This window comes from Aquamicrobium sp. NLF2-7 (genome assembly GCF_022359935.1).
Classification (GTDB): domain Bacteria; phylum Pseudomonadota; class Alphaproteobacteria; order Rhizobiales; family Rhizobiaceae; genus Mesorhizobium; species Mesorhizobium lusatiense.
In genome coordinates this window covers 15,956-36,391 of sequence record NZ_JAKSED010000008.1, presented here as the reverse complement: position 1 = coordinate 36,391, position 20,436 = coordinate 15,956, and the positions used below count along the sequence as shown (strand labels likewise).

The window sequence follows — 20,436 nt, the reverse complement described above, 5'->3', positions numbered from 1 at the left end:
CATCAGATAAAAGGGGGGGACGTATGGCGGTCATATCATTTGTTTCGAGCAAAGGCGGGGTCGGGAAAACGACTTCGGCCGTTGTCCTCGCCGGCGAGTTGGTGGCAGCCGGCCGCAAGGTCGCGTTGATCGACGCGGACCCCAACAGGCCCCTTGAAGCCTGGTCGCGGCTTCGCCCGGTTCCCGAATTTCTGCGCCTCATTGTCGATGACTCAGCCGAAACCATCATAGACACGATCGAAGACGCCCGCGCCGAGGCGGATTTCGTCATTGTCGATCTGGAAGGGACTGCTACCGACCGCATCGGTTTCGCCGTTGCTAGGACGGATTTGGTCCTGATCCCGCTGCAAAGCTCAGTTCTGGACGCGGCCGAGGCCGCGAAATCGGTCAAGCTGGTGCGCCAAATGTGGAAGGTAGCGAACCGGGAAATCCCATATCGTGTGTTCTTTACCCGCGTACCGCCCGCGATCCGCGAGCGCACGGCGCGCGACATAGAACAGCAGTTTTCCGGCGCTGCGGTTCCGATGCTGCCGGCGACTTTGATCGATCGGGCGGCCTATCGGACTCTGTTTTCTCTGGGCGGCACACTGCACGAGCTGGAAAAAGCCGATGTGTCCGGGCTGGAAACCGCCAAGGAAAACGCCCGCGAATACGCGCAAGCCGTCATCAATGCCATCAGGGGAGGGGGTGCATGACCGCCGACGACAAGAAACGCGCCACGCTCGACTTTGGCGACGAGTTGGATAAGCCGCCAGTGCCGCCCGTCGATCCGAACGAGGTCAAGGCCGCCGCCCGCGCTGCGGGCTTCCGCGAGACGCCGAAAGCGCCTGAGCAGGTCCCGTCATCTCCTGGGCGGCCGGCTCGCCGTACACGGCGCAAGACAGGTCGCACGGAGCAGTTCGCAACCCGGCTGCGCGCCGACACCATCGAGGCGATCTATGCCTATGCCGACCGCCACGAGATCACCCTTGCCGAGACGATCGAGCGGGCAATAGCGGCTCTCGGGGGCGATGCGGAGTGAAACCCTTGAAGTGTAACGCTAGGTGTTATACATTGATAGGCGAGGAAGTCGCGTGAGGATTTTCAAAGCGAGCCGGTTTCACAAATTTGCCCGGAAAGAGAAAATCTCCGACGCGATGCTTTGTGAAGCTGTAGAGCGCGCCGAGCGTGGCCAGATAGATGCCGATCTAGGAGCCGGCCTCATCAAGCAGCGCGTGGCGCGGCCCGGCGCTGGCAAGTCTGGCGGGTTCCGAACGCTGGTTTTCTTCCGGACGCAGACGAGGGCGGTTTTCGCGTTTGGGTTCGCCAAGAGCGACATGGCGAACCTCGATGATACGGAAGAAGCCTACTTGAAGAAGGCTGCAAGGCTGGTGCTGGGATTTACAGATGCGCAGATGGACGCGGAAGTCTCTGCGGGTCGAATGCTAGAGGTGAATTGTGATGGCCAAGACTTACAAGAGTGAGGCTCTGGCAGCCGTCCATGAGATGATGGAAGGTTTCTATGAGTCCGGCGCGATCGACAAGCAGACGATGCGCGAATTTGACGAGGGGTGCCTGACAGCGGTTGAGCCGCTAACCCCCGAGGAAATCCGTTCCATTCGGGAGCGCGAGCATATCTCGCAGCCGGTTTTTGCCCGTTATCTCAACGTGAGCAAGGGGCTTGTGTCCGATTGGGAGCGGGGGGTGAAAAAGCCCGGAGGGCCGGCGCTGCGCCTACTGACCGTTGTTCAGAAAAGAGGGCTTGAGGCAATCGCTTGAGCCATTAGCTAGTAAAAAGATAGCTGCTTGTCAGCAGATTGTTTGCGCTCTGCATCCCGCCCCGGCCGGAAAATGGGCGCTCCATTGATGCCGTGGGCGCGGCGATCGCTGCGCCGGCCCAAAGGGGAACGCGCTCCCTCATTGCGCCGAAGTGAGCCGGAGGGCCGCCAGAGACAAAGCCCCGGCGCGTAGCGTCGGGACCGCCTTCATGTTGTGTGTAGTTCGCGGCCGTCGAGCCGTTCGGTGCTGATCGTGGCGACGGTTTCTTGCAGTACCTTCACGCGCTCGACCAGCCAAGCTAGTTCCTCGCCGGTGATTTCGTAATGGGGCGAGTAGCGCGCGCCGACATAGGCACGATCGAGGCGGGTAAAGGTCATCATCCACAATAGGCCCGCACGACGCGGCCGGTGGCCGGACTGGTTTCGATGGTGACGCGGGCGTCGGTGTAATCCTGCTGGACCGGCTGTCCCGGCGCGATCTGGCGCACGATGCTTGCGCCGGTCAGGCGCATGGCTTCGGCGTCGGTCATTTTCGCGTGGCCGGCCAGGCGCTCAGTGGCCGCCTGATCGCAGACGCCCGAGGCCGGCGCTTGCGCGGTTCCGCCTGTCGTGCAGCCGGCGAGTGCCAGCAGCGCGGCGAGCGCGGCGGCGGCAATGGTTAGGGTAGCAGATTTCTTAGGCTCATGGCGCATCGAAAAATCCTTTGAATTCCGGATCGGCATAATAGCGTAGCTTGCCGGCGACGATCGGGCGTTGTCCGGCGAGGAACAGAAGTTCGACGCCTTCGGGCAGGTTGCGGACCTCATCAGAGGTCATGAGGGGGCGGCCGACATGCTGTTCGCCGTAGGAGATCCCCGACTTGTCGGCATCGAGGGCGCGGCTCATGGTCTGGAACACAACGGTTTCCTGTCCGAGCAGATCGGAGACGAGGCGAGCGCTGTCGTGATCGTTGACGCCGAAGACCTGCAGGACGCCGGCATTCGACAGGAAGGTGCCGGCGCGCTGCCCGTAGGTGGCGCGGAGCTGGTGGACGTCCTGCAGGATCGGCCAGAGCTGGACGCCATAGCCGGCCATGAGGCCCATGGCGCGTTCGACGGGAGCCAGGTGGCCGAGGGCGGCGAATTCATCGAGCAGGTAGAGCACCGGCACGGCGGGTTTTTGTGGATCGCGGGCCATGTCTGTGAGGCTTTGGGAGACGAGCAGGCGCAGCCAGCGGGAATAGGCCGACAGCCGATCGGGCGGCAGGACGAGGAAGATGGAGACGTTGCGGCGCTTGAGATCGGCAAAGCGGAAATCGGAGCGACCGAGCACGGCGGTCATGCGGGGCGAGTCGAGGAAATGGGTATGGCGCTGCGCGGCCGACAAGACGCCGGCCGCCTCACGGTCGGATTTGCCGAGGTGGCGGTTTGCAGCGCGGGCGATCAGGCCGGAGGCGGCTGTTGACGCCTGCATGTCCTTCAGCAGCGCGGCGAAGGCTTCCGGGGCGAGCGTCAGGTTCTCGCGCAGGGTAGCGAGGTTTCGCCTGTCGCGCGGTTCCACGGCGGCGATATAGAGGATCAGGCCGCCAATCAGCGCCTTGGCTTCCTCGTTCCAATGGGCCTCGCCGGCCATGCCCGGTTCATCGAACACGAGAGCGTCGGCCAGGGTGCTTGCATCTTCCGCGATATCGAGGCCGGCCGGGTCGAGCTGGTCGAGCGGATTGAAGGCGGCCGAAGGCAGGCCGGTGACGCCGAAGGGATCGAGCACATAGACCGGCCCGAACTTTTCGCGGGCGCGGCCGGCGATTTTTGCATTCTCGCCTTTGGGGTCGATGCAGATCACGGAGCGGTCGGCGGTGAGCAGATTGGGGATGATGGTTCCCACGCCCTTGCCGGTTCTGGTCGGTGCCATCGTCAGCAGATGGGCCGGGCCGTCATAGCGCAGCAGCTTTTTTGACAGGCCGTCGCGACCGATCAGCAGGCCGGTATCGGCGCGGGTAAGGGGAGCCACTTCCTTCTTCGTAGCGAAACGGGCCGAGCCGTGGGTTTCGCCATCCATGTCCCCGAAATGGATAATCAGCGGATTGGTGATGAAGCGGAAGGCGAGCGCTGCCAGCACCAACAGCGTGACGAGATCGAGCGTGATGAACGGAATGCTGCCGGGGCCGAAGCCTTGTTGTTCAAGAAAAAAGCGGCCGCCGAACCCGATTAGGTAGAGCACGATAATGAGGATGAACAGAACTTTCAGTAGCGTTTGCCAGATGCGGAAGGGTAAGCCGATCAGGGCAACAATGGCCCATAGCGGATCGCGGGCGGCAGCGCGCAGCATGTTCTTGAAGGCGGCCCATGCAAGTGTCGCCTGGTTCACGATCCAGCCTCCCCGGTGCTCCCTTGCGTTTCTCCGGTTGCCGTCGCGCCGAGCAGATCGGCAAACAGTTCCTTGTCGCCGTCGCGTGTAAGGAAGCCGGGCAGTTCGCGCTTGAGCCATTCGCTCAGGCGTCGGGAAAATTCCTCATCCTTGCCATTTTCCAACCGATGGAGAACGAGCGCGCCAAGCAGCACCTTACGACGTGTATCGTTGGCGCGTTCTTGTTTTCCTAATCTAGCCTTGAGCGTGGCCCGCTGCGCATCCAGTTGGGCCAGCCGCTGTTCAATCGTTTTGCGCGCCATTGCTCAAATCCTCATTCCGGTTGCCGTAAAACTATCAGTTCAGGATGCTTTTGCCAGTTGTTTGCCTGCTTCGGTTGAAAACTCGCCCGATCTGTGCGCAAATATCGAAGCTCCTATTTGGCTTGAACAGCTCCACAAGCGCCACACCGAACGACGAAAGAGCGAAGCGATTGAGTTGTGAAGGGCGCACTTACGAGTTGCTGCGCAACTCAGCGCGTAATCGGCTGATAGGCCGGATGGATTTGCCGAAACGGTATCGGAGCAATTGCGTTGGCGATTTACCATTTGAGCATGAAGCCAGTTTCGCGGGCGAGCGGCCGTAGCGCTGTCGCCTCAATGGCTTATCGTGCCGGGGAGAGGCTGACCAACGAGCGCGACGGGATCACGCACGACTACACGGCCAAGCAGGGCGTGGAACATGCGGAGATCGTCTTGCCCAAAGGCGTTTCCGCCGATTGGGCGAGCGATCGTTCAACCTTGTGGAATGCAGCAGAGTTTGCCGAGAAGCGGAAAGACGCCCGCGTTGCCCGCGAATTCGAAATCGCCTTGCCGCATGAGCTTTCGGCCGAGCAGCGCCTAGAGGCAACGCGAGAGTTCGCGCAGGATGTGGCGAACCGCTATGGCGCTGCGGTGGACTTCGCCATTCATGCGCCGCACTCCGCCACTGGTGCGACCAGCCCGGGCGACGTTCGAAATCACCATACTCATGTGATGATGACGACGCGGCAGGTTGGCGAGAGCGGGCTAGGGGAGAAGACCTATCTTGAGCGCGAAAACAAATGGCTGTTGTCGAATGGGCTTGCGACGACCGACATGCAACTTCGCGACCTTCGCCAGAGGTGGGAGGGGATTGCCAACGAGCGCCTGGCAATGGCCGGGCTTGATATTCGGATCGACCATCGTTCGCACCTTGAGCGCGGGCTTGAGCTGACACCGACCGAGCATATGGGCGTCCATGCCACGCAGATGGACAGGCGCGGCCTCGACGTGTCGCGGGTACGGCTGGACGAGGACGCGGCGCGGCGCAATGCCAAGCTGATCCGCGAGAAGCCGGAGCAGGTGCTGACGCTCATCACCGGGGAAAAGAGCGTGTTCGATCGGCGCGATGTTGCGCGGACGCTGCATCGCTATATCAACGACGACCCGCAAGAGTTCCGGAACGCCTTTGCGACCGTGATGGCGTCGCCGGCCCTGGTCGAGTTGCAGCCCGAGCGCGCCCACGTAGTGGGGGACCAGGCCACGGGTGAGATCGAGCTTGCCCGGTATTCGACCCGCGAAATGGTCGAGATCGAATCCGGCATGGTCGAGTCAGCGCAGCGGATGCATGCGGCGTACAATCATGGTGTTGATCGGCGGCATGTCGAGCGGGCCATCGGCGCGCAGGATGCTGCCATTCAGCGGAGCAACGGCGATGTGTCTGCCGGATTATCGGCCGAGCAACGCAGCGCGATCGAGCATATCACCGGGCCGGAGCGGATCGCGGCCGTTGTCGGTTTCGCCGGCGCAGGCAAGAGCACGATGCTGGCGGCCGCGCGCGAGGCATGGGAGGCTGAAGGCTACACGGTCCACGGCGCGGCCTTGTCGGGCAAGGCGGCCGAGGGGTTGGAGGAAAGTTCCGGCATCCAGAGCCGCACGCTGGCGTCATGGTCCCGCAGTTGGGAAAACCCACGTAGTGGGGACCGCTACAAGCTCAACCGCGGCGACGTGTTCGTGATCGACGAGGCGGGCATGGTCGGGAGCCGGCAGCTCGCCCGCTTCGTTGGCGAGGCCGAGGCGCGCGGGGCGAAGATCGTGCTTGTCGGCGATCATGAGCAGCTACAGGCGATCGGGGCCGGTGCTCCGTTCCGAGCGATCACGGAGGAAATCGGCCATGCCGAGCTGTCCGAAATCCGCCGGCAGCGCGTGGACTGGCAGCGGGAGGCTTCCGTCGCGTTCGCCACGCACCGGACGGCCGAAGGCCTGGCCGCCTATCACGAGCATGGCGATATTCGGTTCAGCGAACGCCGGGAGGATGCGCGCGGCGAGATCGTGCGCGATTACCTTGCCGATCGTGACGAGCGGCCGGACGGCACGCGCGTTGCGATGGCGCATCGCCGGGCCGATGTTCGCGCCATCAATGACGCGATCCGGGCCGAGCTACAGGACCGGGGTGAGCTGGCGCGCGTCAAGGAAGCCGGCGACGTCGCCCCCGAGGTCGATCATTGGCGGGAAGGGCCGGGCCGAGCGCTGACCTTCCAAACCAATGACGGCAAGCGGGAGTTCGCCCCCGGCGACCGCATCGTGTTTTTGGAGAACAATCGCGACCTTGGCGTGAAAAACGGGATGCTCGCGACGGTCGATCATGTCGAGCCGGGGCGGATCGTCGCCACGCTCGACGGCCGAGGCGACAGCGTTTCCGTGTCGATGGGCGACTATCAGGCGATCGACCACGGCTATGCTACTACCATCCATAAAAATCAGGGAGCGACGGTCGATCGGAGTTTCGTGCTGGCGTCGGGCACGATGGACCGGCATCTGACCTATGTCGCTATGACGCGGCATCGGGACGGTGCGCAGCTCTATGCCGACAGGCAAGAGTTCGGCAATTCCGGTCCTGGCCGTCAAGCCGGCCAAACGTTGGCTTCGGGCCGCCTGGTCGAGCATGGGGCCGCGCCCTACGAGCATAGGGAAGGGAACAGCCAGAGCTATTTCGTGACGCTGGAAACCGACAAGGGGCAGCGGAGTACCATTTGGGGGGGCGATCTTGAGCGTGCCATAAAGGAGCGCGCGCCGGAGATCGGGCAGAAGATCGGCCTTGAGCATACCGGGTCGGAGCCGGTTCGGCTTCCGGACTGCCAGACGGTCGAGCGCCATTCGTGGAAGGTGCAGGACGCTGGCGAGCTGGCCTACGCTCAGCTTGAAAATCGGCTGTCGCGGTCGGGCGCGAAGGAAACGACGCTGGATTACCCGCGCGATTTTGCCGAGCGGCGCGGAATTGCCGAGCAGATGGGCATCCGCAGCGAGATCGAGCTGCGCCCGGAGCGGGAGGCGGTGCGCGAAAGTGTATCGCTTGGCGAAAGATCAGTCCCGGCCGCCGGGGGGACGTTGGGTGATGGCGACCGGGACCATGTTCATGCCCCCATGAACCTTGCCAAGGTGCGTCACGACGTAGCTGAAAACAAGGGCGAGGATCTCGCGCAGGATCTCCGTGTAGATCTTCGCAAGGATCTCGCCGCCGATCATGGTGAACGGCGCGTTAGCGAGCGTCAGCGTCGCAATCCATTCGAGGGCCTGAAACTGTCGCGGAGCGCGGCGGCCGAGGGGCCGCAGCAGGACCGCGCCGCCGAAAATGGTTCGCAGATCGAGCAGAAGCCGCCAGAGAAGGCCGAGCGCCAGGTTACCCGCAAAATGGGGCGCAGCATGTTCGACGGCTTGAAGCTCAACGCTGGTTCCGGGGCACGTCCCGAGCCTTCCCAGGATCGGGGCGAGGCATCGCGGATGCAGCGCCAGCCGGAAAGGGAAGGGAGCTTACGGCCGGCGCCGATGCAAGACCGGCTGACCGAGCGGGTGCGGCGTCAGTCGCCGCTTGAGATGGCCGTTGACCGCTATGCACGGGCCTATCAGTCGGCGGATCAGCACCAGCGCGGGGGCTTGCCGGTCCTCGACATGCAGCGGCAGGAAATGCGTGCGGCCGGGCAGCAGCTCGACCAGGTGCAGCCCGGCATGAAAGACCTGATGCGCTCGACGCTGCAAAACGATCCGGAGACAGCGCGCGCCATGACCGAGCTTACCGGCCGGGAGCGTGTCGCGCAGGTCATCGGAGGGATGAAGCACGAGAACGCGGCGCTGCAAGACCCCAATGTCAGGGCCGAGCGCTTCGTTGAACAGTGGCAGGATTTGAAAGCGCAGCGCCAGCAGCTACGCGGCTGGCAGCACGACGAGGCGCGCGGCAAGGTCGAAAGCCAGATGAATGGCCTCGCCAAGAGCCTCGAACGCGACCCGCAGGCGGGTTCCATCTTGCGCAACCGCCGTCAGGAACTCGGGATAGGCGAACATTTGCGCAAGGGGCAGAGCATCGCCCACGAGCTGCAAGAGGAATTGACACGCGGACAGCGCCTTAGCCGGGGCATCGGTATGGAAAGGTAGGCAGGGAGATCATGACGGAACTGGACGACGACAGGGAAGAATTCGCGCGGCAAGTATCGGCTGACGAGGCCGGCGATCCGGCCGCTGCCTTCGACGCGCTACGGCAGACGGTCGAAGGTCTTGCCAGCGACCTCGCGCGGGAAATGACCACGATCCGCAAGGGCGTGGAAGCCGCATTCGAGGAATTTGACCGGCAGGGACCGCCACAGGACTACAAGCCCGAACTGGCGCAACTCGTGCAGCAGCTCGCCCATGTCGGAGAGCGCCTGCAAGGGGTGGAGCAGTCGCCCATTCTCCGGCAGGGGGCGGAGCATTACGCACGCGCGCTCGAGCGGAGCGGCGAGAGCCTGGTGAGGACCGCCGCGCAGCAGTTCGAAAACGAGAGCCGGGATTTCCAGAGGGTCGCGCGCGATCTCGCCGAACACGTCGCCGGTGCACGCCAGCGTCATGTTCAGAACCGGTTCTTGTGGATCGTCGGCGGGGCCGGCGTCCTGGCCGGCATCATATTGACGCTGTTCCTGCCGGCGCTGCTGCCGTTTTCGGTTGCGCCCCGTGTTGCCAGCTTCATCATGGCGGAAAGGCCGTGGCAGGCCGGCATGATCTTGATGGAGTTCGCCGACCCGAAAGCCTGGAACCGGGTTGCTGATGCCGACCGGCTCATTGAGATCAACGCGGCCGAGGTGGCAGCCTGCCGTGAGGCAGCGGGCAGGACCAGCGAGGCGCAGAACTGCACGATCACCGTGGTAGCACCGGCGCAGCCGCCGCAATGATTGTTATTCGCTCCGGCCGATCACCCGGCAATGGATTCGACAAGGGCAACGATCTTTCTCCGCACGGTTAGGGAGCTGATCCGGGCAAAGGCAATGTTCAGGTCGCGACCTTCATCGCTAGCGCATTTCGCAATTAGGTTGACTTGTATCCGGCGTTTTCGACGTAGTTCCTGCGCTCTTTGGGGGACGGCGTGGAGGCCGTTTGCGGTGCTGTCAGATTGTTTAGCGATAGGGCGCAGAAGGATCGAGCTTTCAGGTTCAGGCAAGGAGCAAGGCCATGGCGTTCCATTCAGCCATGACTTTGCGTCGATGGGCTCGGATCTGGGCAGCGGACCTGATGGAATGGGCTGGAACAAAGAGGTTTCGGACGGCGGAGAAGATTGACACGAAATGCTGGAGTGAACCGGCAGAGCGGAATCCCTGGCGCGTTCGCTCCGCTTTCGAAACGGCAGGTGGGAATTCTCCGCCCGGTTGTTCAAGCCCTTATGCGAGCGGTGCTCGACACCTGGCATGACCTGGCGCTTGGCCACCCCATAGGAACGCAGCTTGTCGGTGACCATGCGCTTCGGCGCAAGCCCCCGCTTCTTCAGCAACCGGGTCTGCAAACGTCTGGCGGCCTTGGTGTTGCGGCGCGTCTGGACGATCTCATCATCGGAGCCGTATGTCCGGCACCAGCGGCGGATAGCCCCATAGTCTCGTGGGAAACGACGATGCCGCGTTCGAGCATCATTTCCTCGACCTCACGCAGGCTTACATTGAACCGAAAATAGAGCCAGACGGACCGAGCAACAATCTCGATTGGAAAGCGATGGTTCTTGTAGGGCGCAGCTGTGCCAGTCATGACGCCCTACTACCGCAAATCAATCGATAAAAACAATGTGACAGCACCTGAAGGATGCCTCCTTCTCATAGGTGTTTCTAACACCTACCTTGGCACGTAAATGCCGCCGGGGCGCGTCCACCCCATCAGACGACGGACACTCTTTTCAGGAGGACGGTACGGGCTGGCAAGATTGAATCAACGACGCTTTGCGTGATGCCGCGAATAAATAATCGGCAGAATTCGCACCTACCGCTGCGAAAGCGGGCGCGGATGACGCAAGCATTTAGATCATTGGGAAACCTCCGATGTTTCCCTCGGCTTTTTCGCAGTCCGTCATCCGATTGCGGCTCTACGTCCAGTGCGCGCTGGCCAAAGCCGTTTCTGCAAAGGCCATAGAGAAAATGGATGGCCTAGTCACATCTCTCTATTTCCAACATTACCCTTTGCCATTGTAAGCCGGTGGAACGAAAAGGTTGATCACATGACACAAACCGGCATTCTCATTGACAATCAATGGCGGGGTTCGCAGAGCGGTCGAATGATCGACGTTCTTGCGCCGGCCACCGGCCAGGTGTTCACGCGCATTGCAGCCGGCGTCGACGTCGATGTGGATGCGGCCGTGGCGGCAGCCAGGCGGGCAGTCGAGACCGGCGCCTGGGGGCGAATGAACGCCGCCGAGCGCGGCCGTCTCCTGTCGCGCATGGCCATCGTCGTAGCAGACAATGCCGAAGAGCTTGCCCAACTCGAGGCGTTGGATACCGGAAAGCCTATCAAGCAGGCGCGCAACGACATCGTGGCGGCGGCCCGCTACTTCGAATTCTACGGCGGCGGCGCCGACAAGGTCCACGGCCACACGGTTCCCTTCCTCAACGGGCATTTCGCGACGACGGAGCGGGTGGCGCACGGGGTAACCGCGCACATCATCCCGTGGAACTACCCGGCGCAGATGTTCCCCCGGTCCGTCGGCCCCGCCCTGGCGATGGGCAATGCCGTGGTCATGAAGCCGGCCGAGGACGCCTGCCAGACGCCGCTGCGCATGGCGGAGCTGATGGTGGAGAACGGCTTTCCCGAAGGGGCGATCAACATGGTCACCGGCTATGGCCACGAGGCCGGCGCCGCGCTCAGCAGCCATCCGGACATCGATTTCATCTCCTTCATCGGCAGCAATCAGACCGGCGTGCAGATCCAGACCGCCGCCGCCCGCAACCATATCGGCTGCACGCTCGAGCTCGGCGGCAAGTCCGCCCAGATCGTGTTCGCGGATGCCGATCTCGACGCGGCGCTGCCCTCCCTGGTCAACGCCATCGTCCAACATGCCGGCCAGACCTGCTCGGCCGGTTCCCGGCTGCTCGTCGAACGCTCGGCCTATGAGCGCATCGTGGAAAGGGTCGCCGAACGTTTCTCGACCGTCCGTGTGGGCACCCCGGAGATGGACCTCGACCTCGGTCCGGTCGTGAACAGCAAGCAACGGGACCGCGTGATCGGCTTTTGCGACCGCGCCGCAGCGGACGGCCTGCCGTTGATCGCCGAGGGTCGGATGGCTGCCGATCTTCCGGAAGGCGGCTTCTTCGTCCAGCCCAAGCTGTACGGACCTGTTCCGCGCACCAACAGCCTTGCCCATGACGAGGTCTTCGGGCCGGTCATGGCGGTGCTGCCGTTCGAGGACGAGGCTGATGCGATCGCGCTCGCCAACGGCACCGCCTATGGCCTGGTCGCCGGCATATGGACGCGCGACGGCAGCCGGGCGGTCCGGGTGGGTCGCAAGATGCAAGTCGGCCAGGTTTTCGTGAACTGCTACGGCGCCGGCGGCGGAATTGAACTGCCTTTCGGCGGCATGAAGAAATCCGGCCATGGCCGCGAAAAAGGCTTTGAGGCGCTCTACGAGTTCTCCGCCGTGCGCACGATGGTGATCAAGCACGACTGAGCGGCCGGTCCCTCGGCGCGCTCGCACAAGAAAAAGGCCCGGCCAGCTTCTTTCGGCGTTCAGCGCGCCACGGAAGCCTGCCGCGCCTCGATCATATCGGCCAGTTCGACGAGTTCCCGCACGCCGCGCACCGAGGCAATGTCGATCATGTTTCCCTCGAAATTGATGGCGCCTTCACCACGCTCGCGGGCCGCCGCATAGGCGTCGGCCATGGCGCGCGCCCTCACCACCGTGGCCGGGTCCGGGGAGAAGATCGTTTCCGCTAGCTCGATCTGCGAGGGATGTATCGCCCATTTGCCGGCGAATCCCAGAAGTGCCGCGCGGCGGGCTTCCTTCCGATATTTGGCCGGATTGCGGAAATCCGCATAGGGGCCGTCGACGGCGACGAGACCGTTTATCCGCGCCGCGATCGCCACGCGGTTTCGATGATAATGGAAGAGGTCGCCCGGATAGTCGTCGGTTTCGCCCACGCCGGACACGCGCATGCCCTGGCTGGCCGCGTAATCCCCCATGCCGAAGATGAGGCCCTCCAGCCGCGCCGATGCGCCTGCGATCGCCTCGACGCTGGCGATGGCCTCCACCTCCTCGATCAGCACCTCGATGCCGATGCGCCGGCCGATTTGGTGGCGGGCCTCCAACATGCCGAGCAAGCGGTCCACGAACTCGACATCCCGCGGTCCCATGACCTTGGGAACCACGATGACGTCAAGCGCCGCGCCACAGCCCTCCACGAGTGCGGTGAGGTCGTCATAGGCCCACGGGCTCGACAGGTCGTTGATGCGCACGGCGATCGTCGGCGCGCGGAAGCGGGTATGGCGGATCGCCTCTATCACGTTGGTGCGGGCTTCCGCCTTGCGATTCGGCGCAACCGCATCCTCGAGATCGAGGAAAATATAGTCGACCTCTATCGTGGCCGCCTTGGCCAGCATCTTGTCGCTGGAGCCCGGCACTGAAAGCTGGCAGCGGCGAAGGCGTTTTGGTTTCACCGGACCTCTCCTGTCGTTATTGCACTTTTCTTGGCGGTGCGGCGGGCGCTCTTGAATTGCGCGGCGACGAATTCCGGGATGCCTGCCAGCCCGCGCGGGAAGAAACGCAGGATGAGGACGATGAGGACAGCCGTCACGAGGTAGCGGCCCGGACCGAGCGGCGCCATCAGTTCCGACAGAACGGTGAACACGAAGGCGCCCGCGATCGGCCCCCAGATCGTGCCGGTGCCGCCCAGCAGCAACATCGACAGGGCAAGCGTCAGGAACGAGAAGCCGAACATGTCCGGGCTGGCGGAGCGGACATACTGCGCATAGACCGCGCCGATCGCGCCGGGGAAGATGGCGCTGAAGGCGAATGTGGCGAGGCGGGTCCTGGCAAGGGGCACGCCGCGGCTGACGGCATAGGGCTCGTTGTCGCGCAAGGCGAGCACTCGCCAGCCGAACCGCGAGCGCGCGAACCAGGAGACGGCGGCGACCGTGACCGCCAGGATCGCCAGCGCCAGGTAGTAATAGCCGGCGTTCTGGTAATCCCTGAAGGAGAACCCCCCGATCTCCAGCGGCGGGATCGAGACCAATCCGAAATTGCCGCCGGTCAGTTCACGCTGATTAAGCACGATTTGCAGGCACAACTGGCCGAAGGCGAAGGTGACGAGGATCACATAGATCCCCTTGAGCCTCAGCACCGGCAGACAGACGAGCACGCTGGCCGCCACCGATGCCGCAATGCCGATCGGCATGCCCCACCAGGCAGAGAAGCCGAATGTCTTGGTCAGGATGCCGGTAGCGTAGGCCCCGACGGCGAAGAAGGCCATGTGGGCAAAATTGAATACGCCGCCATAACCCAGCGAGATGTTCCAACTGGAAACCAGCACCGCGTACATAATGGCGATGATGCTGATATGGCGCACATAGGAATCGCCGTTGACCAGCGGCAACAGCAGCAGGACAAGGAAGAATAGGGTAACCGAGCCGTTTTTCATAGATCGCTCCATCGTCACTGCTTTCCCATCAATCCGTTGGGTCGCAGGACAAGGAATGCGATGAAAACCAGGAACAGGATCGTCTGCGTCCAATAAGCGCCAAGAAAATAAGTCGTGGTCGCCTCACCGAAGCCCACCACATAGGCCCCGAGCACGGTTCCGGGCATGCTGCCCAACCCGCCGAGAATGACGACGATCAGCGCCTTCAGCAGAGGCTCGCCGCCCAGGCCCGGCGTGATGAAGCGGATCGCACCCAGCATGATCCCGGCGAAGCCCGCCAGAGCGGCCGAGATGGCAAAGGCGATCGAGTACATGCGCTTGACGCGGATGCCGTTCAATTCGGCAAACTCCCGATTCTGCGCAACGGCGCGTATGGCGCTGCCGGTCCAGGTGAAGCGCAGGAAGGTCCACAGCCCGATCATCAGAAGGGGTGCGACGACGATGATGATCGCCTCGTGGCCTGAAATCGCAGTGCCTGCGATCCTGACATTGCCCTCGACGAACTTGTCCAACTGCTTGATGCGCGGCCCCCATAGCAGCAGCGCCGAGTTCTCGATGAAAAAAGCTCCCGAAAGCGTCGTCATCACCGCCAGGAGAACGATCTGCTTCTGGCCGAGGAAAGGCGTCACCAGCAACACGTTGATTAGATAGCCGATGGCGGCGGCGGCAAGCACCGCCACAACCACGCCGACGGCGAGCCCCAGGCCCAAGCCGCGCGGGTCGGCCACCGTCCATGCGATGTAGGCTGCGGCGGCCATCAGCGCGCCATGAGTGAAGTTGAAGATGCCGAGCGTGTTCCACACGAGTGCCAGGCCGGCGGCCATCAACACGTACAAGGAAGCCAGAACGAGCCCGCTGGCGAAGATTGCCTGGAAGGCAATGAGGAAAGAATCAAGCGTGGCCAAAATACATTTCCACGATACGTTGATGTTCAAGGCCGCCACTGTCGGCGATCTCGGCGCGAACGACGCCCTCGCTGACAAGGAGTAGGCGGGTCGTCAGTGTCTGCAAAAACTCCGGGTCCTGCTCCACGATCACCGTCTGGACGCCCGAGGCGACGATGGTCTCGATTGCGTCGCGCAACTCGGCCTTGAGCTTCGGTGACAGCCCCAGCGTCGGCTCGTCGAGTATGAGCATCTTCGGCAGCCCCATCAATCCGCAGCCTATCGTTACCATCTGGCGCTCGCCGCCACTTAGCGTACTGCAGCGCTGGCCGCGTCGCTCGGCGAGCCGGGGAAAGATCGAGAACACCTGCTCGATCGTCCGCTTGCGTTGCGCACGCGGCCCCTTCACGAAAGCGCCGAGCCACAGATTTTCCAGCACGGTAAAGTCGGGAAACAGCTTGTTGCCCTGAGGAGCATGGATCAGCCCGCGCTCGACGATCGAGGCCGGGGATTTTCTCGTTATATCCTCGCCGAGGAACCGTACCGAACCCGACCAGGCCGGGACCAGGCCGGACAGAGTCCGAAACAGCGTGGTCTTGCCGTGGCCATTGGGACCGATCAGACCGATATTTTCGCGCTCGGCGATGCTGAACGTGATGTCGTGCAGGACGGGGACACGACCATAACCCGATCTTAGCGCGGTGACGTCGAGAATGGGATCAGACATGGGCGGCCGCCGATCCTAGATACGCTTCGATGACGCGGCGATCGCGAATGACGTCCTGCGGCGTGCCTTCGCATAGCATTTCTCCGAAATTCAGCACCAGCAGGCGGTTCGAGACGGAGACGAGCAGCGAAATGATATGCTCGATGACGACGATCGACACGCCGCCTGCGTTGATGCGCCGGATCAATTCGATCATTTCCGCCACCTCGGGGCGGGACAGGCCAGCCGCCGGTTCATCGAGAAGGAGTACTTTCGGCCGGGATGCGAGCGCTGTTGCAATCATCAGTTTCTTGCGGTCGTAGACGGTGATTTCCGAGGCGATCCGATCGCCCTGGCCTTGCAGGTCGACGGAAGCGAGCAGTTCCATGGCATGCGTTTCGGCCGCCTGCCTGCCGTCGCGGAAATCCCCATCCGGCATCGATACGAGGAGGTTTTCCAGTACAGTCAACGTTTCGAAGTCCGTCTCCGTCTGGAAGGTACGGGCCAGGCCGGCCTGGACGATCTGGCGGGGACTGGAACGGTCGAGCGACTGGCCATCCAGTGACATCTCTCCACGGTCCGGCCCGAACGGTATCCTTGTCAGGATGTTGAACAAGGTACTCTTGCCGCTGCCATTAGGGCCAGCGATCCCGAGAATTTCCCCGCTCCCCAGCGAGAAAGAAAGATCACGAATGGCGCGAAGAGCGCCGAAGCTCTTGCTCATCCCTTTGACGACCAAAATGTCTGCCATGCGTTTGTCCAGGAAAGTATGGGGCCGACCTCAAGCCGGCCCCTCCTCGATTTACTTGATCCAGGGCGGTGTTTGGCTTTTGCCAGTAGCGAATTCCTTCGGATAGACGGTAATCCGCTCGCCGTCCCAGATCTGGTAGAACTGGATCGGCAGATAGCCGTCTCCCTGTATGGAAAGGTGCGTGGCAGGGTCGAATTTGACGCGACCATGAACCATTTCCTTGTCGGTCGCGGCAAGTTCCGCCGAAGCCTTGGCGTAGTCCTTCGGGTCACCTGTCTTCTTCAGGATATCCGCATAGAGGTAGACCATCTCGTAGCAGATATAGCCGTAGATGCTCGAATCGTAGCCGTACTCAGCCTTGTATTTGTCACCGACTTCCTTGGTGCGCGGCCGCACCGCAGCGCTGATCGGACCACCGAGCATGTTGTAAAGAACCCCCGTCGAGTTCTTCTTCGACAGTTCCACGAATTCCGGCACCGACGGCGCGTATTGGATGAAAAGCAGCGAGTTGGTCGGATCTTCCATGAACTGGTTCATGAAGCTCGCGGCATTCGAGGAGGATGCCTCGGTATTGATGATGACCGCCGGCGGTTTCTGCCGGATCTTGTTGAGGATGACGCGCCAGTCGTTGATCTCGACAGCAGGGACAACGTCGTCGAACGTCATCGTCCAGCCCTTGGCGTCCATCGCCTCCTTCAATCCCGCATATATCGGCATGCTGTAGGGATTGTCGGATCCGATGATCGCGTAGGTCTTTTCGGCAGGCGTGAACGAGCCGTCAGCGATCATCTGGTCGATTACCACCGGCAATTCCGTCTTGTAGGCGTCATAGGAGGGAGCCAGCGACCAGACATTCTTGAACTTGTCGGGGTCGGGCTGGATGATGGAGCGATACTGGTTCGAGTTCGCGGCCACCATGTAGGGCACGCCGATATCGGCGACGTAGTCCATTTCGAAACCGGAGAGGCTGCCGAAAGGCGTCACGATCGCGCCGAGGTCGGGGGTTGCTTTAAGACGCTCCACCGCCGCCAGCACGGCGTCCGGCGTCATTTCCTTGGTGTCGAACTGCTCGACGTTGAACTTATATCCGTCAATCCCGCCGGCGGCGTTGATCTCCTTGGCGGCGAGCATGGCGCCGTTGTAACCCTCGACGGCGTCCGCCGCGAAAGGTCCTGCGAACGCGCCGAGTACGCCAAGCGTTACCGTCTTGTCCTGTGCGCTGGCCGACGTCGCGACAAGCGGCGTCAGGGCGATGCCGAGCGCCGCCGAAGCGGCCGTCAGCAAGCTGATTGTTGATCGCATGGGTCACCCTCTTTGTGCATTCTGAGCTTGTTTGTGGCATGAACACGCAATTCCACCACACGAAACCTACTGACCCAAGACGATGCGACAAGCGTCCAAATAAGCATAGCGCGATAAGTTTGCTTTATATCCCACTTTCCTTCAGGAGCTCTCCCCGCCAGCGGTCGTCAGCGACGAGCCCGCCGGCGACCTCGAAAAGCAACCCGGAGATAATTTCGGCAGCGCGCGAGCGGGGCCAGCCCCGGGCGGAAGCGAGATAGACCTTGCGCTTGATCTTCGGCTTCTCGATCCGAACCGCATGGAGGACGCCGGCTGCGCACTCACCCTGTATCGCGCCCCAGGGCAGGATGGAGTGGCCGTAGCCTGATGCGACCAGTTGTTTGATTGCCACCAGCGAGTCAATCTCCGTCTTCACGTCGAAGGCAATACCATTCTCATGACGGTCGATAGCATGCCTCAAGCCGTGGCTCGCGCCGGTCAATATCAGCGGCGTGCCGCTTATTTCATTCAGTTCGATGGATTCGCGTCCGTCGATGAAGCTTCCCGGCGCGGCAACAAAATAGAGATGCTCTTCCATCAGCGGCTTTAAATCGAATGGGGATGCCGGATCGATATCGAACAGAACCCCCATGTCCAGGCGCCCGGCAAGAATCCACTCCGACAGAAATCCGCTGTGGTTCTCAATGATCTTCAGAGTGATGGCCGGATAGCGTGCTTCCACCGCGTGCAACAGCGGTACGGTCAGGCCGATCGAAATGCTGGTCGGCAGGCCGATCGACACGGTGCCCGAGGGCTGCGCCGACGTTATTTTGACGTCGATAGCGGCCTTCGTCACCTGGCGGAGGATCGTTTCGGCATGACGCATGAGCGTTTCGCCGCATTCGGTCGGTGTCACCCCCTTGGTACTTCGCTCGAACAGCTTGACCCCGAGTTCAGCCTCGAGATTCGCAACATGGTGGCTCAGTGCGGGCTGAGCAATGTTCAGCTCGACGCCGGCGCGCGAGAAGCTCCGGCACTTGGCCACCGACAAGAAGTATCTCAACTGCCGTACGTCCATCCTACCCCTCCCGATGTCGTCGTTATCATACACCCTTAGCGCGGCATCCATAACTTTCCTGTCTAACTATAGAATAAGGTTGTTTTTGCTTCATCCGGGACCACCTGCGAGACTTTCGAAGGTAATCACACAGAAAGCAGACGATGCCAGATCACAAGCGTCCCCTCGAAGGACTCCGCGTTCTAGATATTGCGACCTTCATCGCTGCGCCGCTCGCCGCTTCCATTCTGGGCGAATTCGGCGCCGAGGTGATCAAGATCGAGCAGCCCCGCGAAGGAGATCCCCTTCGGCGTTTCGGCGTCGCCAGTGTTGAGACCCCCGATACATTTTGCTGGCTCAGCGAGGCCCGTAACAAGAAATCCGTGACGCTCGACCTGCGCAGCCCCGAGGGAGCAGGCATCCTGCGTGAGCTGGCGGCTCAGTCCGACATCATCTGCGAGAATTTTCGACCGGGGACGCTGGAGAAGTGGGGGCTCGGTTTCGACGAGCTTTGCAAGCTGAACCCTCGCCTCATCATGCTACGCATTTCAGGCTACGGTCAGAGCGGCCCCTACAAGGATCGCCCGGGCTTCGCCCGCATCGCCCACGCGTTCGGAGGACTGGCCCATCTGACCGGAATGGCCGACGGCCCGCCACTGACGCCGGGATCGACATCACTGGCGGACTACGCATCCGGCGTCTACGGGGCACTGGGCGTCATGCTTGCGTTGCGCGCGCGGGAGCGCGACGGGGTCGGCCAGTATATCGATCTGGCGCTCTACGAACCGATTATGCGGATGCTGGATGATCTCGTGCCCGCTTACGCGGCGCGCGGAATCGTGCGCGGACGGCAGGGCCTCGGCACGTCGAACGCCTGTCCTCACGGCCACTTCCAGACAACGGACGGCTGGATCGCCATTGCCTGCACGAACGACCGCATGTTTACGCGCCTCGCCAAGACGATGGGGCGTCCAGAATTGGCGTTGCCGGATAGATACGCCACCACCGCCGCGCGCCTGAGGGATTCAGCGATCGTCGACGGCATCGTCCAGGCATGGGTCGGAGAGATGACGACCAACGAAGCCGTGACGACCTGCGCCGAGAACGACGTCCCATGCGCGGCCGTCAACACGATCGCCGGCATCTTCGCGGACCCTCATATCGCCGAGCGACAGAATCAGATCGCCTTGCATCACGAGAGTCTGGGCGACGTTTTCATTCCTGCGGTCGTGCCGAAACTGTCGCGAACGCCCGGTCATGTCGATAGCCTCGGCCCGTCTCTCGGCGCATCCAACGCGGAGATTCTGGGTGGCCTTCTCGGCATGGATGAGGCCAAGATGCGCCAACTCAAGAACGCCGGCATTATCTGAGGAATGATCCACGTCCAATGACCGAATTCCATACCCTTCCTGATCTTCGCAGCCCGACGCGGGCCGTATGGGACGACATCCTCGCGCGCGGCGAGGAATTGTACCGGGAATATTGTCAAACCCCGATCGGCGCCCATAGTCCGAACCTCCAGTTCGTTCTCCAACATTTCCGAAAAGCGCCCTGCGCCGGAAAATACGTGCTGGTCGCGATCGAGCCGCATCGACGCTGGAAACTGGCGAAACTGACCGGCGTGCGCGGCGATCCCGTGCGCCTGGAAGACGTCGAATTCGATGATCTGGCGCAAGCCGAGCGAGAAGTGTTCCGCCTGCGCTGGAAAGCGTTTTTCGGCAAAGACCTCGGAGGCAAGTAACCG

Annotated in this window: 19 protein-coding genes and 3 pseudogenes; 10 read left to right on the top strand and 12 right to left on the bottom strand. The window is 62.2% G+C overall.

From position 1 onward, the window contains the following. The first annotated feature begins 23 nt into the window (after positions 1–23). Genes MIC97_RS24215 through MIC97_RS24200 form a run of 4 tightly spaced genes read left to right on the top strand, consistent with a single transcriptional unit; the run spans position 24 to position 1,758 of the window. Positions 24–695: a ParA family protein gene (locus MIC97_RS24215; protein WP_239802431.1), complete on the top strand. Its 672-nt coding sequence runs from the start codon at positions 24–26 to the stop codon at positions 693–695. Further along, positions 692–1,021 (top strand): stability/partitioning determinant, encoded by a 330-nt coding sequence (locus MIC97_RS24210; RefSeq protein ID WP_239802430.1) that lies wholly within the window; start codon positions 692–694, stop codon positions 1,019–1,021. The genes MIC97_RS24215 and MIC97_RS24210 overlap by 4 nt, the downstream gene beginning before the upstream one ends. Before the next feature lie 52 nt (positions 1,022–1,073). Next, positions 1,074–1,463 carry a type II toxin-antitoxin system RelE/ParE family toxin gene (locus MIC97_RS24205; RefSeq protein ID WP_239802429.1) on the top strand — a complete coding sequence of 130 codons (390 nt, stop codon included), beginning with the start codon at positions 1,074–1,076 and terminating at the stop codon, positions 1,461–1,463. Then, the gene (locus MIC97_RS24200; protein WP_239802428.1) at positions 1,441–1,758 is read left to right on the top strand and encodes a DNA-binding transcriptional regulator; all 318 of its coding nucleotides are present in this window, start codon (positions 1,441–1,443) and stop codon (positions 1,756–1,758) included. Before MIC97_RS24205 ends, MIC97_RS24200 begins: the two co-directional genes overlap by 23 nt. A gap of 206 nt (positions 1,759–1,964) precedes the next feature. On the opposite strand, the pseudogene MIC97_RS24195 reads toward MIC97_RS24200, so the two are convergent. The 4 genes and pseudogenes from MIC97_RS24195 to MIC97_RS24180 form a co-directional block, all read right to left on the bottom strand. Further along, positions 1,965–2,120, bottom strand: a pseudogene (locus MIC97_RS24195) (nucleotidyltransferase); the annotation flags it as partial. 14 nt (positions 2,121–2,134) lie between these two features. Beyond that, on the bottom strand, positions 2,135–2,449 hold the full coding sequence (locus tag MIC97_RS24190) for an I78 family peptidase inhibitor (RefSeq protein WP_239802427.1): 315 nt from the start codon (positions 2,447–2,449) through the stop codon (positions 2,135–2,137). After that, on the bottom strand, positions 2,439–4,103 hold the full coding sequence (locus tag MIC97_RS24185) for a type IV secretory system conjugative DNA transfer family protein (protein WP_239802426.1): 1,665 nt from the start codon (positions 4,101–4,103) through the stop codon (positions 2,439–2,441). The genes MIC97_RS24190 and MIC97_RS24185 overlap by 11 nt, the downstream gene beginning before the upstream one ends. Then, positions 4,100–4,405, bottom strand: a complete 306-nt coding sequence (locus MIC97_RS24180; RefSeq protein ID WP_239802425.1) for a mobilization protein — start codon at positions 4,403–4,405, stop codon at positions 4,100–4,102. The genes MIC97_RS24185 and MIC97_RS24180 overlap by 4 nt, the downstream gene beginning before the upstream one ends. Positions 4,406–4,675: 270 nt before the next feature. Here MIC97_RS24180 and traA point away from each other — a divergent pair, with 270 nt between their 5' ends. Together traA and MIC97_RS24170 are read left to right on the top strand one after the other, a co-directional pair. Continuing rightward, the gene (traA, locus tag MIC97_RS24175; protein ID WP_239802455.1) at positions 4,676–8,530 is read left to right on the top strand and encodes a Ti-type conjugative transfer relaxase TraA; all 3,855 of its coding nucleotides are present in this window, start codon (positions 4,676–4,678) and stop codon (positions 8,528–8,530) included. A gap of 11 nt (positions 8,531–8,541) precedes the next feature. Further along, entirely contained in the window at positions 8,542–9,300 is a 759-nt protein-coding gene (locus MIC97_RS24170; RefSeq protein WP_239802454.1) for a DUF6118 family protein, read from the top strand. A 258-nt stretch (positions 9,301–9,558) separates the two neighbouring features. Here MIC97_RS24170 and MIC97_RS24165 read toward each other — a convergent pair. Then, positions 9,559–10,141 (bottom strand): annotated as a pseudogene (locus tag MIC97_RS24165) (DDE-type integrase/transposase/recombinase). A gap of 207 nt (positions 10,142–10,348) precedes the next feature. Between MIC97_RS24165 and MIC97_RS24160 the strand changes: the two are divergent. Continuing rightward, positions 10,349–10,447: pseudogene (locus MIC97_RS24160) on the top strand (IS6 family transposase); the annotation flags it as partial. Positions 10,448–10,604: 157 nt separating this feature from the next. Then, a complete protein-coding gene (locus MIC97_RS24155; protein WP_275592591.1) occupies positions 10,605–12,047 on the top strand; it encodes an aldehyde dehydrogenase family protein in 1,443 nt (480 codons plus the stop codon). 59 nt (positions 12,048–12,106) lie between these two features. Here the strand turns inward: MIC97_RS24155 and MIC97_RS24150 are convergent, their stop codons facing one another. The 7 genes from MIC97_RS24150 to MIC97_RS24120 all read right to left on the bottom strand — a co-directional run bounded on the left by MIC97_RS24150 (position 12,107) and on the right by MIC97_RS24120 (position 18,713). Further along, positions 12,107–13,033, bottom strand: coding sequence for a CoA ester lyase (locus tag MIC97_RS24150; RefSeq protein ID WP_239802452.1), 927 nt, complete (start codon positions 13,031–13,033; stop codon positions 12,107–12,109). Further along, complete coding sequence (locus MIC97_RS24145; protein ID WP_239802451.1) at positions 13,030–14,106, bottom strand: branched-chain amino acid ABC transporter permease; 1,077 nt, start codon at positions 14,104–14,106, stop codon at positions 13,030–13,032. Before MIC97_RS24145 ends, MIC97_RS24150 begins: the two co-directional genes overlap by 4 nt. Next, positions 14,028–14,918 (bottom strand): branched-chain amino acid ABC transporter permease, encoded by an 891-nt coding sequence (locus MIC97_RS24140; protein WP_239802450.1) that lies wholly within the window; start codon positions 14,916–14,918, stop codon positions 14,028–14,030. Before MIC97_RS24140 ends, MIC97_RS24145 begins: the two co-directional genes overlap by 79 nt. Continuing rightward, positions 14,905–15,624: an ABC transporter ATP-binding protein gene (locus tag MIC97_RS24135; RefSeq protein ID WP_239802449.1), complete on the bottom strand. Its 720-nt coding sequence runs from the start codon at positions 15,622–15,624 to the stop codon at positions 14,905–14,907. Before MIC97_RS24135 ends, MIC97_RS24140 begins: the two co-directional genes overlap by 14 nt. Next, complete coding sequence (locus MIC97_RS24130; RefSeq protein ID WP_239802448.1) at positions 15,617–16,327, bottom strand: ATP-binding cassette domain-containing protein; 711 nt, start codon at positions 16,325–16,327, stop codon at positions 15,617–15,619. The genes MIC97_RS24135 and MIC97_RS24130 overlap by 8 nt, the downstream gene beginning before the upstream one ends. Positions 16,328–16,405: 78 nt before the next feature. Further along, positions 16,406–17,656 (bottom strand): ABC transporter substrate-binding protein, encoded by a 1,251-nt coding sequence (locus MIC97_RS24125; RefSeq protein ID WP_239802447.1) that lies wholly within the window; start codon positions 17,654–17,656, stop codon positions 16,406–16,408. Between the two features lie 124 nt (positions 17,657–17,780). Next, the gene (locus tag MIC97_RS24120) at positions 17,781–18,713 is read right to left on the bottom strand and encodes a LysR substrate-binding domain-containing protein (protein WP_239802446.1); all 933 of its coding nucleotides are present in this window, start codon (positions 18,711–18,713) and stop codon (positions 17,781–17,783) included. A gap of 143 nt (positions 18,714–18,856) precedes the next feature. On the opposite strand from MIC97_RS24120, the gene MIC97_RS24115 reads away from it, so the two are divergent. Beyond that, positions 18,857–20,062 (top strand): CoA transferase, encoded by a 1,206-nt coding sequence (locus tag MIC97_RS24115; protein WP_239802445.1) that lies wholly within the window; start codon positions 18,857–18,859, stop codon positions 20,060–20,062. Positions 20,063–20,079: 17 nt separating this feature from the next. Next, entirely contained in the window at positions 20,080–20,433 is a 354-nt protein-coding gene (locus tag MIC97_RS24110; protein ID WP_239802444.1) for a hypothetical protein, read from the top strand. Positions 20,434–20,436 lie beyond the last annotated feature (3 nt).

Excerpts from the sequence above, each read along its gene's own strand:
- MIC97_RS24180 (WP_239802425.1), bottom strand. The coding sequence starts at position 4,405 with ATGGCGCGCAAAACGATTGAACAGCGGCTGGCCCAACTGGATGCGCAG.
- MIC97_RS24110 (WP_239802444.1), top strand. The coding sequence starts at position 20,080 with ATGACCGAATTCCATACCCTTCCTGATCTTCGCAGCCCGACGCGGGCC.
- MIC97_RS24125 (WP_239802447.1), bottom strand. The coding sequence starts at position 17,656 with ATGCGATCAACAATCAGCTTGCTGACGGCCGCTTCGGCGGCGCTCGGC.
- MIC97_RS24170 (WP_239802454.1), top strand. The coding sequence starts at position 8,542 with ATGACGGAACTGGACGACGACAGGGAAGAATTCGCGCGGCAAGTATCG.
- MIC97_RS24155 (WP_275592591.1), top strand. The coding sequence starts at position 10,605 with ATGACACAAACCGGCATTCTCATTGACAATCAATGGCGGGGTTCGCAG.
- MIC97_RS24115 (WP_239802445.1), top strand. The coding sequence starts at position 18,857 with ATGCCAGATCACAAGCGTCCCCTCGAAGGACTCCGCGTTCTAGATATT.
- MIC97_RS24135 (WP_239802449.1), bottom strand. The coding sequence starts at position 15,624 with ATGTCTGATCCCATTCTCGACGTCACCGCGCTAAGATCGGGTTATGGT.
- MIC97_RS24200 (WP_239802428.1), top strand. The coding sequence starts at position 1,441 with ATGGCCAAGACTTACAAGAGTGAGGCTCTGGCAGCCGTCCATGAGATG.
- MIC97_RS24120 (WP_239802446.1), bottom strand. The coding sequence starts at position 18,713 with ATGGACGTACGGCAGTTGAGATACTTCTTGTCGGTGGCCAAGTGCCGG.
- MIC97_RS24215 (WP_239802431.1), top strand. The coding sequence starts at position 24 with ATGGCGGTCATATCATTTGTTTCGAGCAAAGGCGGGGTCGGGAAAACG.
- MIC97_RS24210 (WP_239802430.1), top strand. The coding sequence starts at position 692 with ATGACCGCCGACGACAAGAAACGCGCCACGCTCGACTTTGGCGACGAG.
- MIC97_RS24130 (WP_239802448.1), bottom strand. The coding sequence starts at position 16,327 with ATGAGCAAGAGCTTCGGCGCTCTTCGCGCCATTCGTGATCTTTCTTTC.
- MIC97_RS24190 (WP_239802427.1), bottom strand. The coding sequence starts at position 2,449 with ATGCGCCATGAGCCTAAGAAATCTGCTACCCTAACCATTGCCGCCGCC.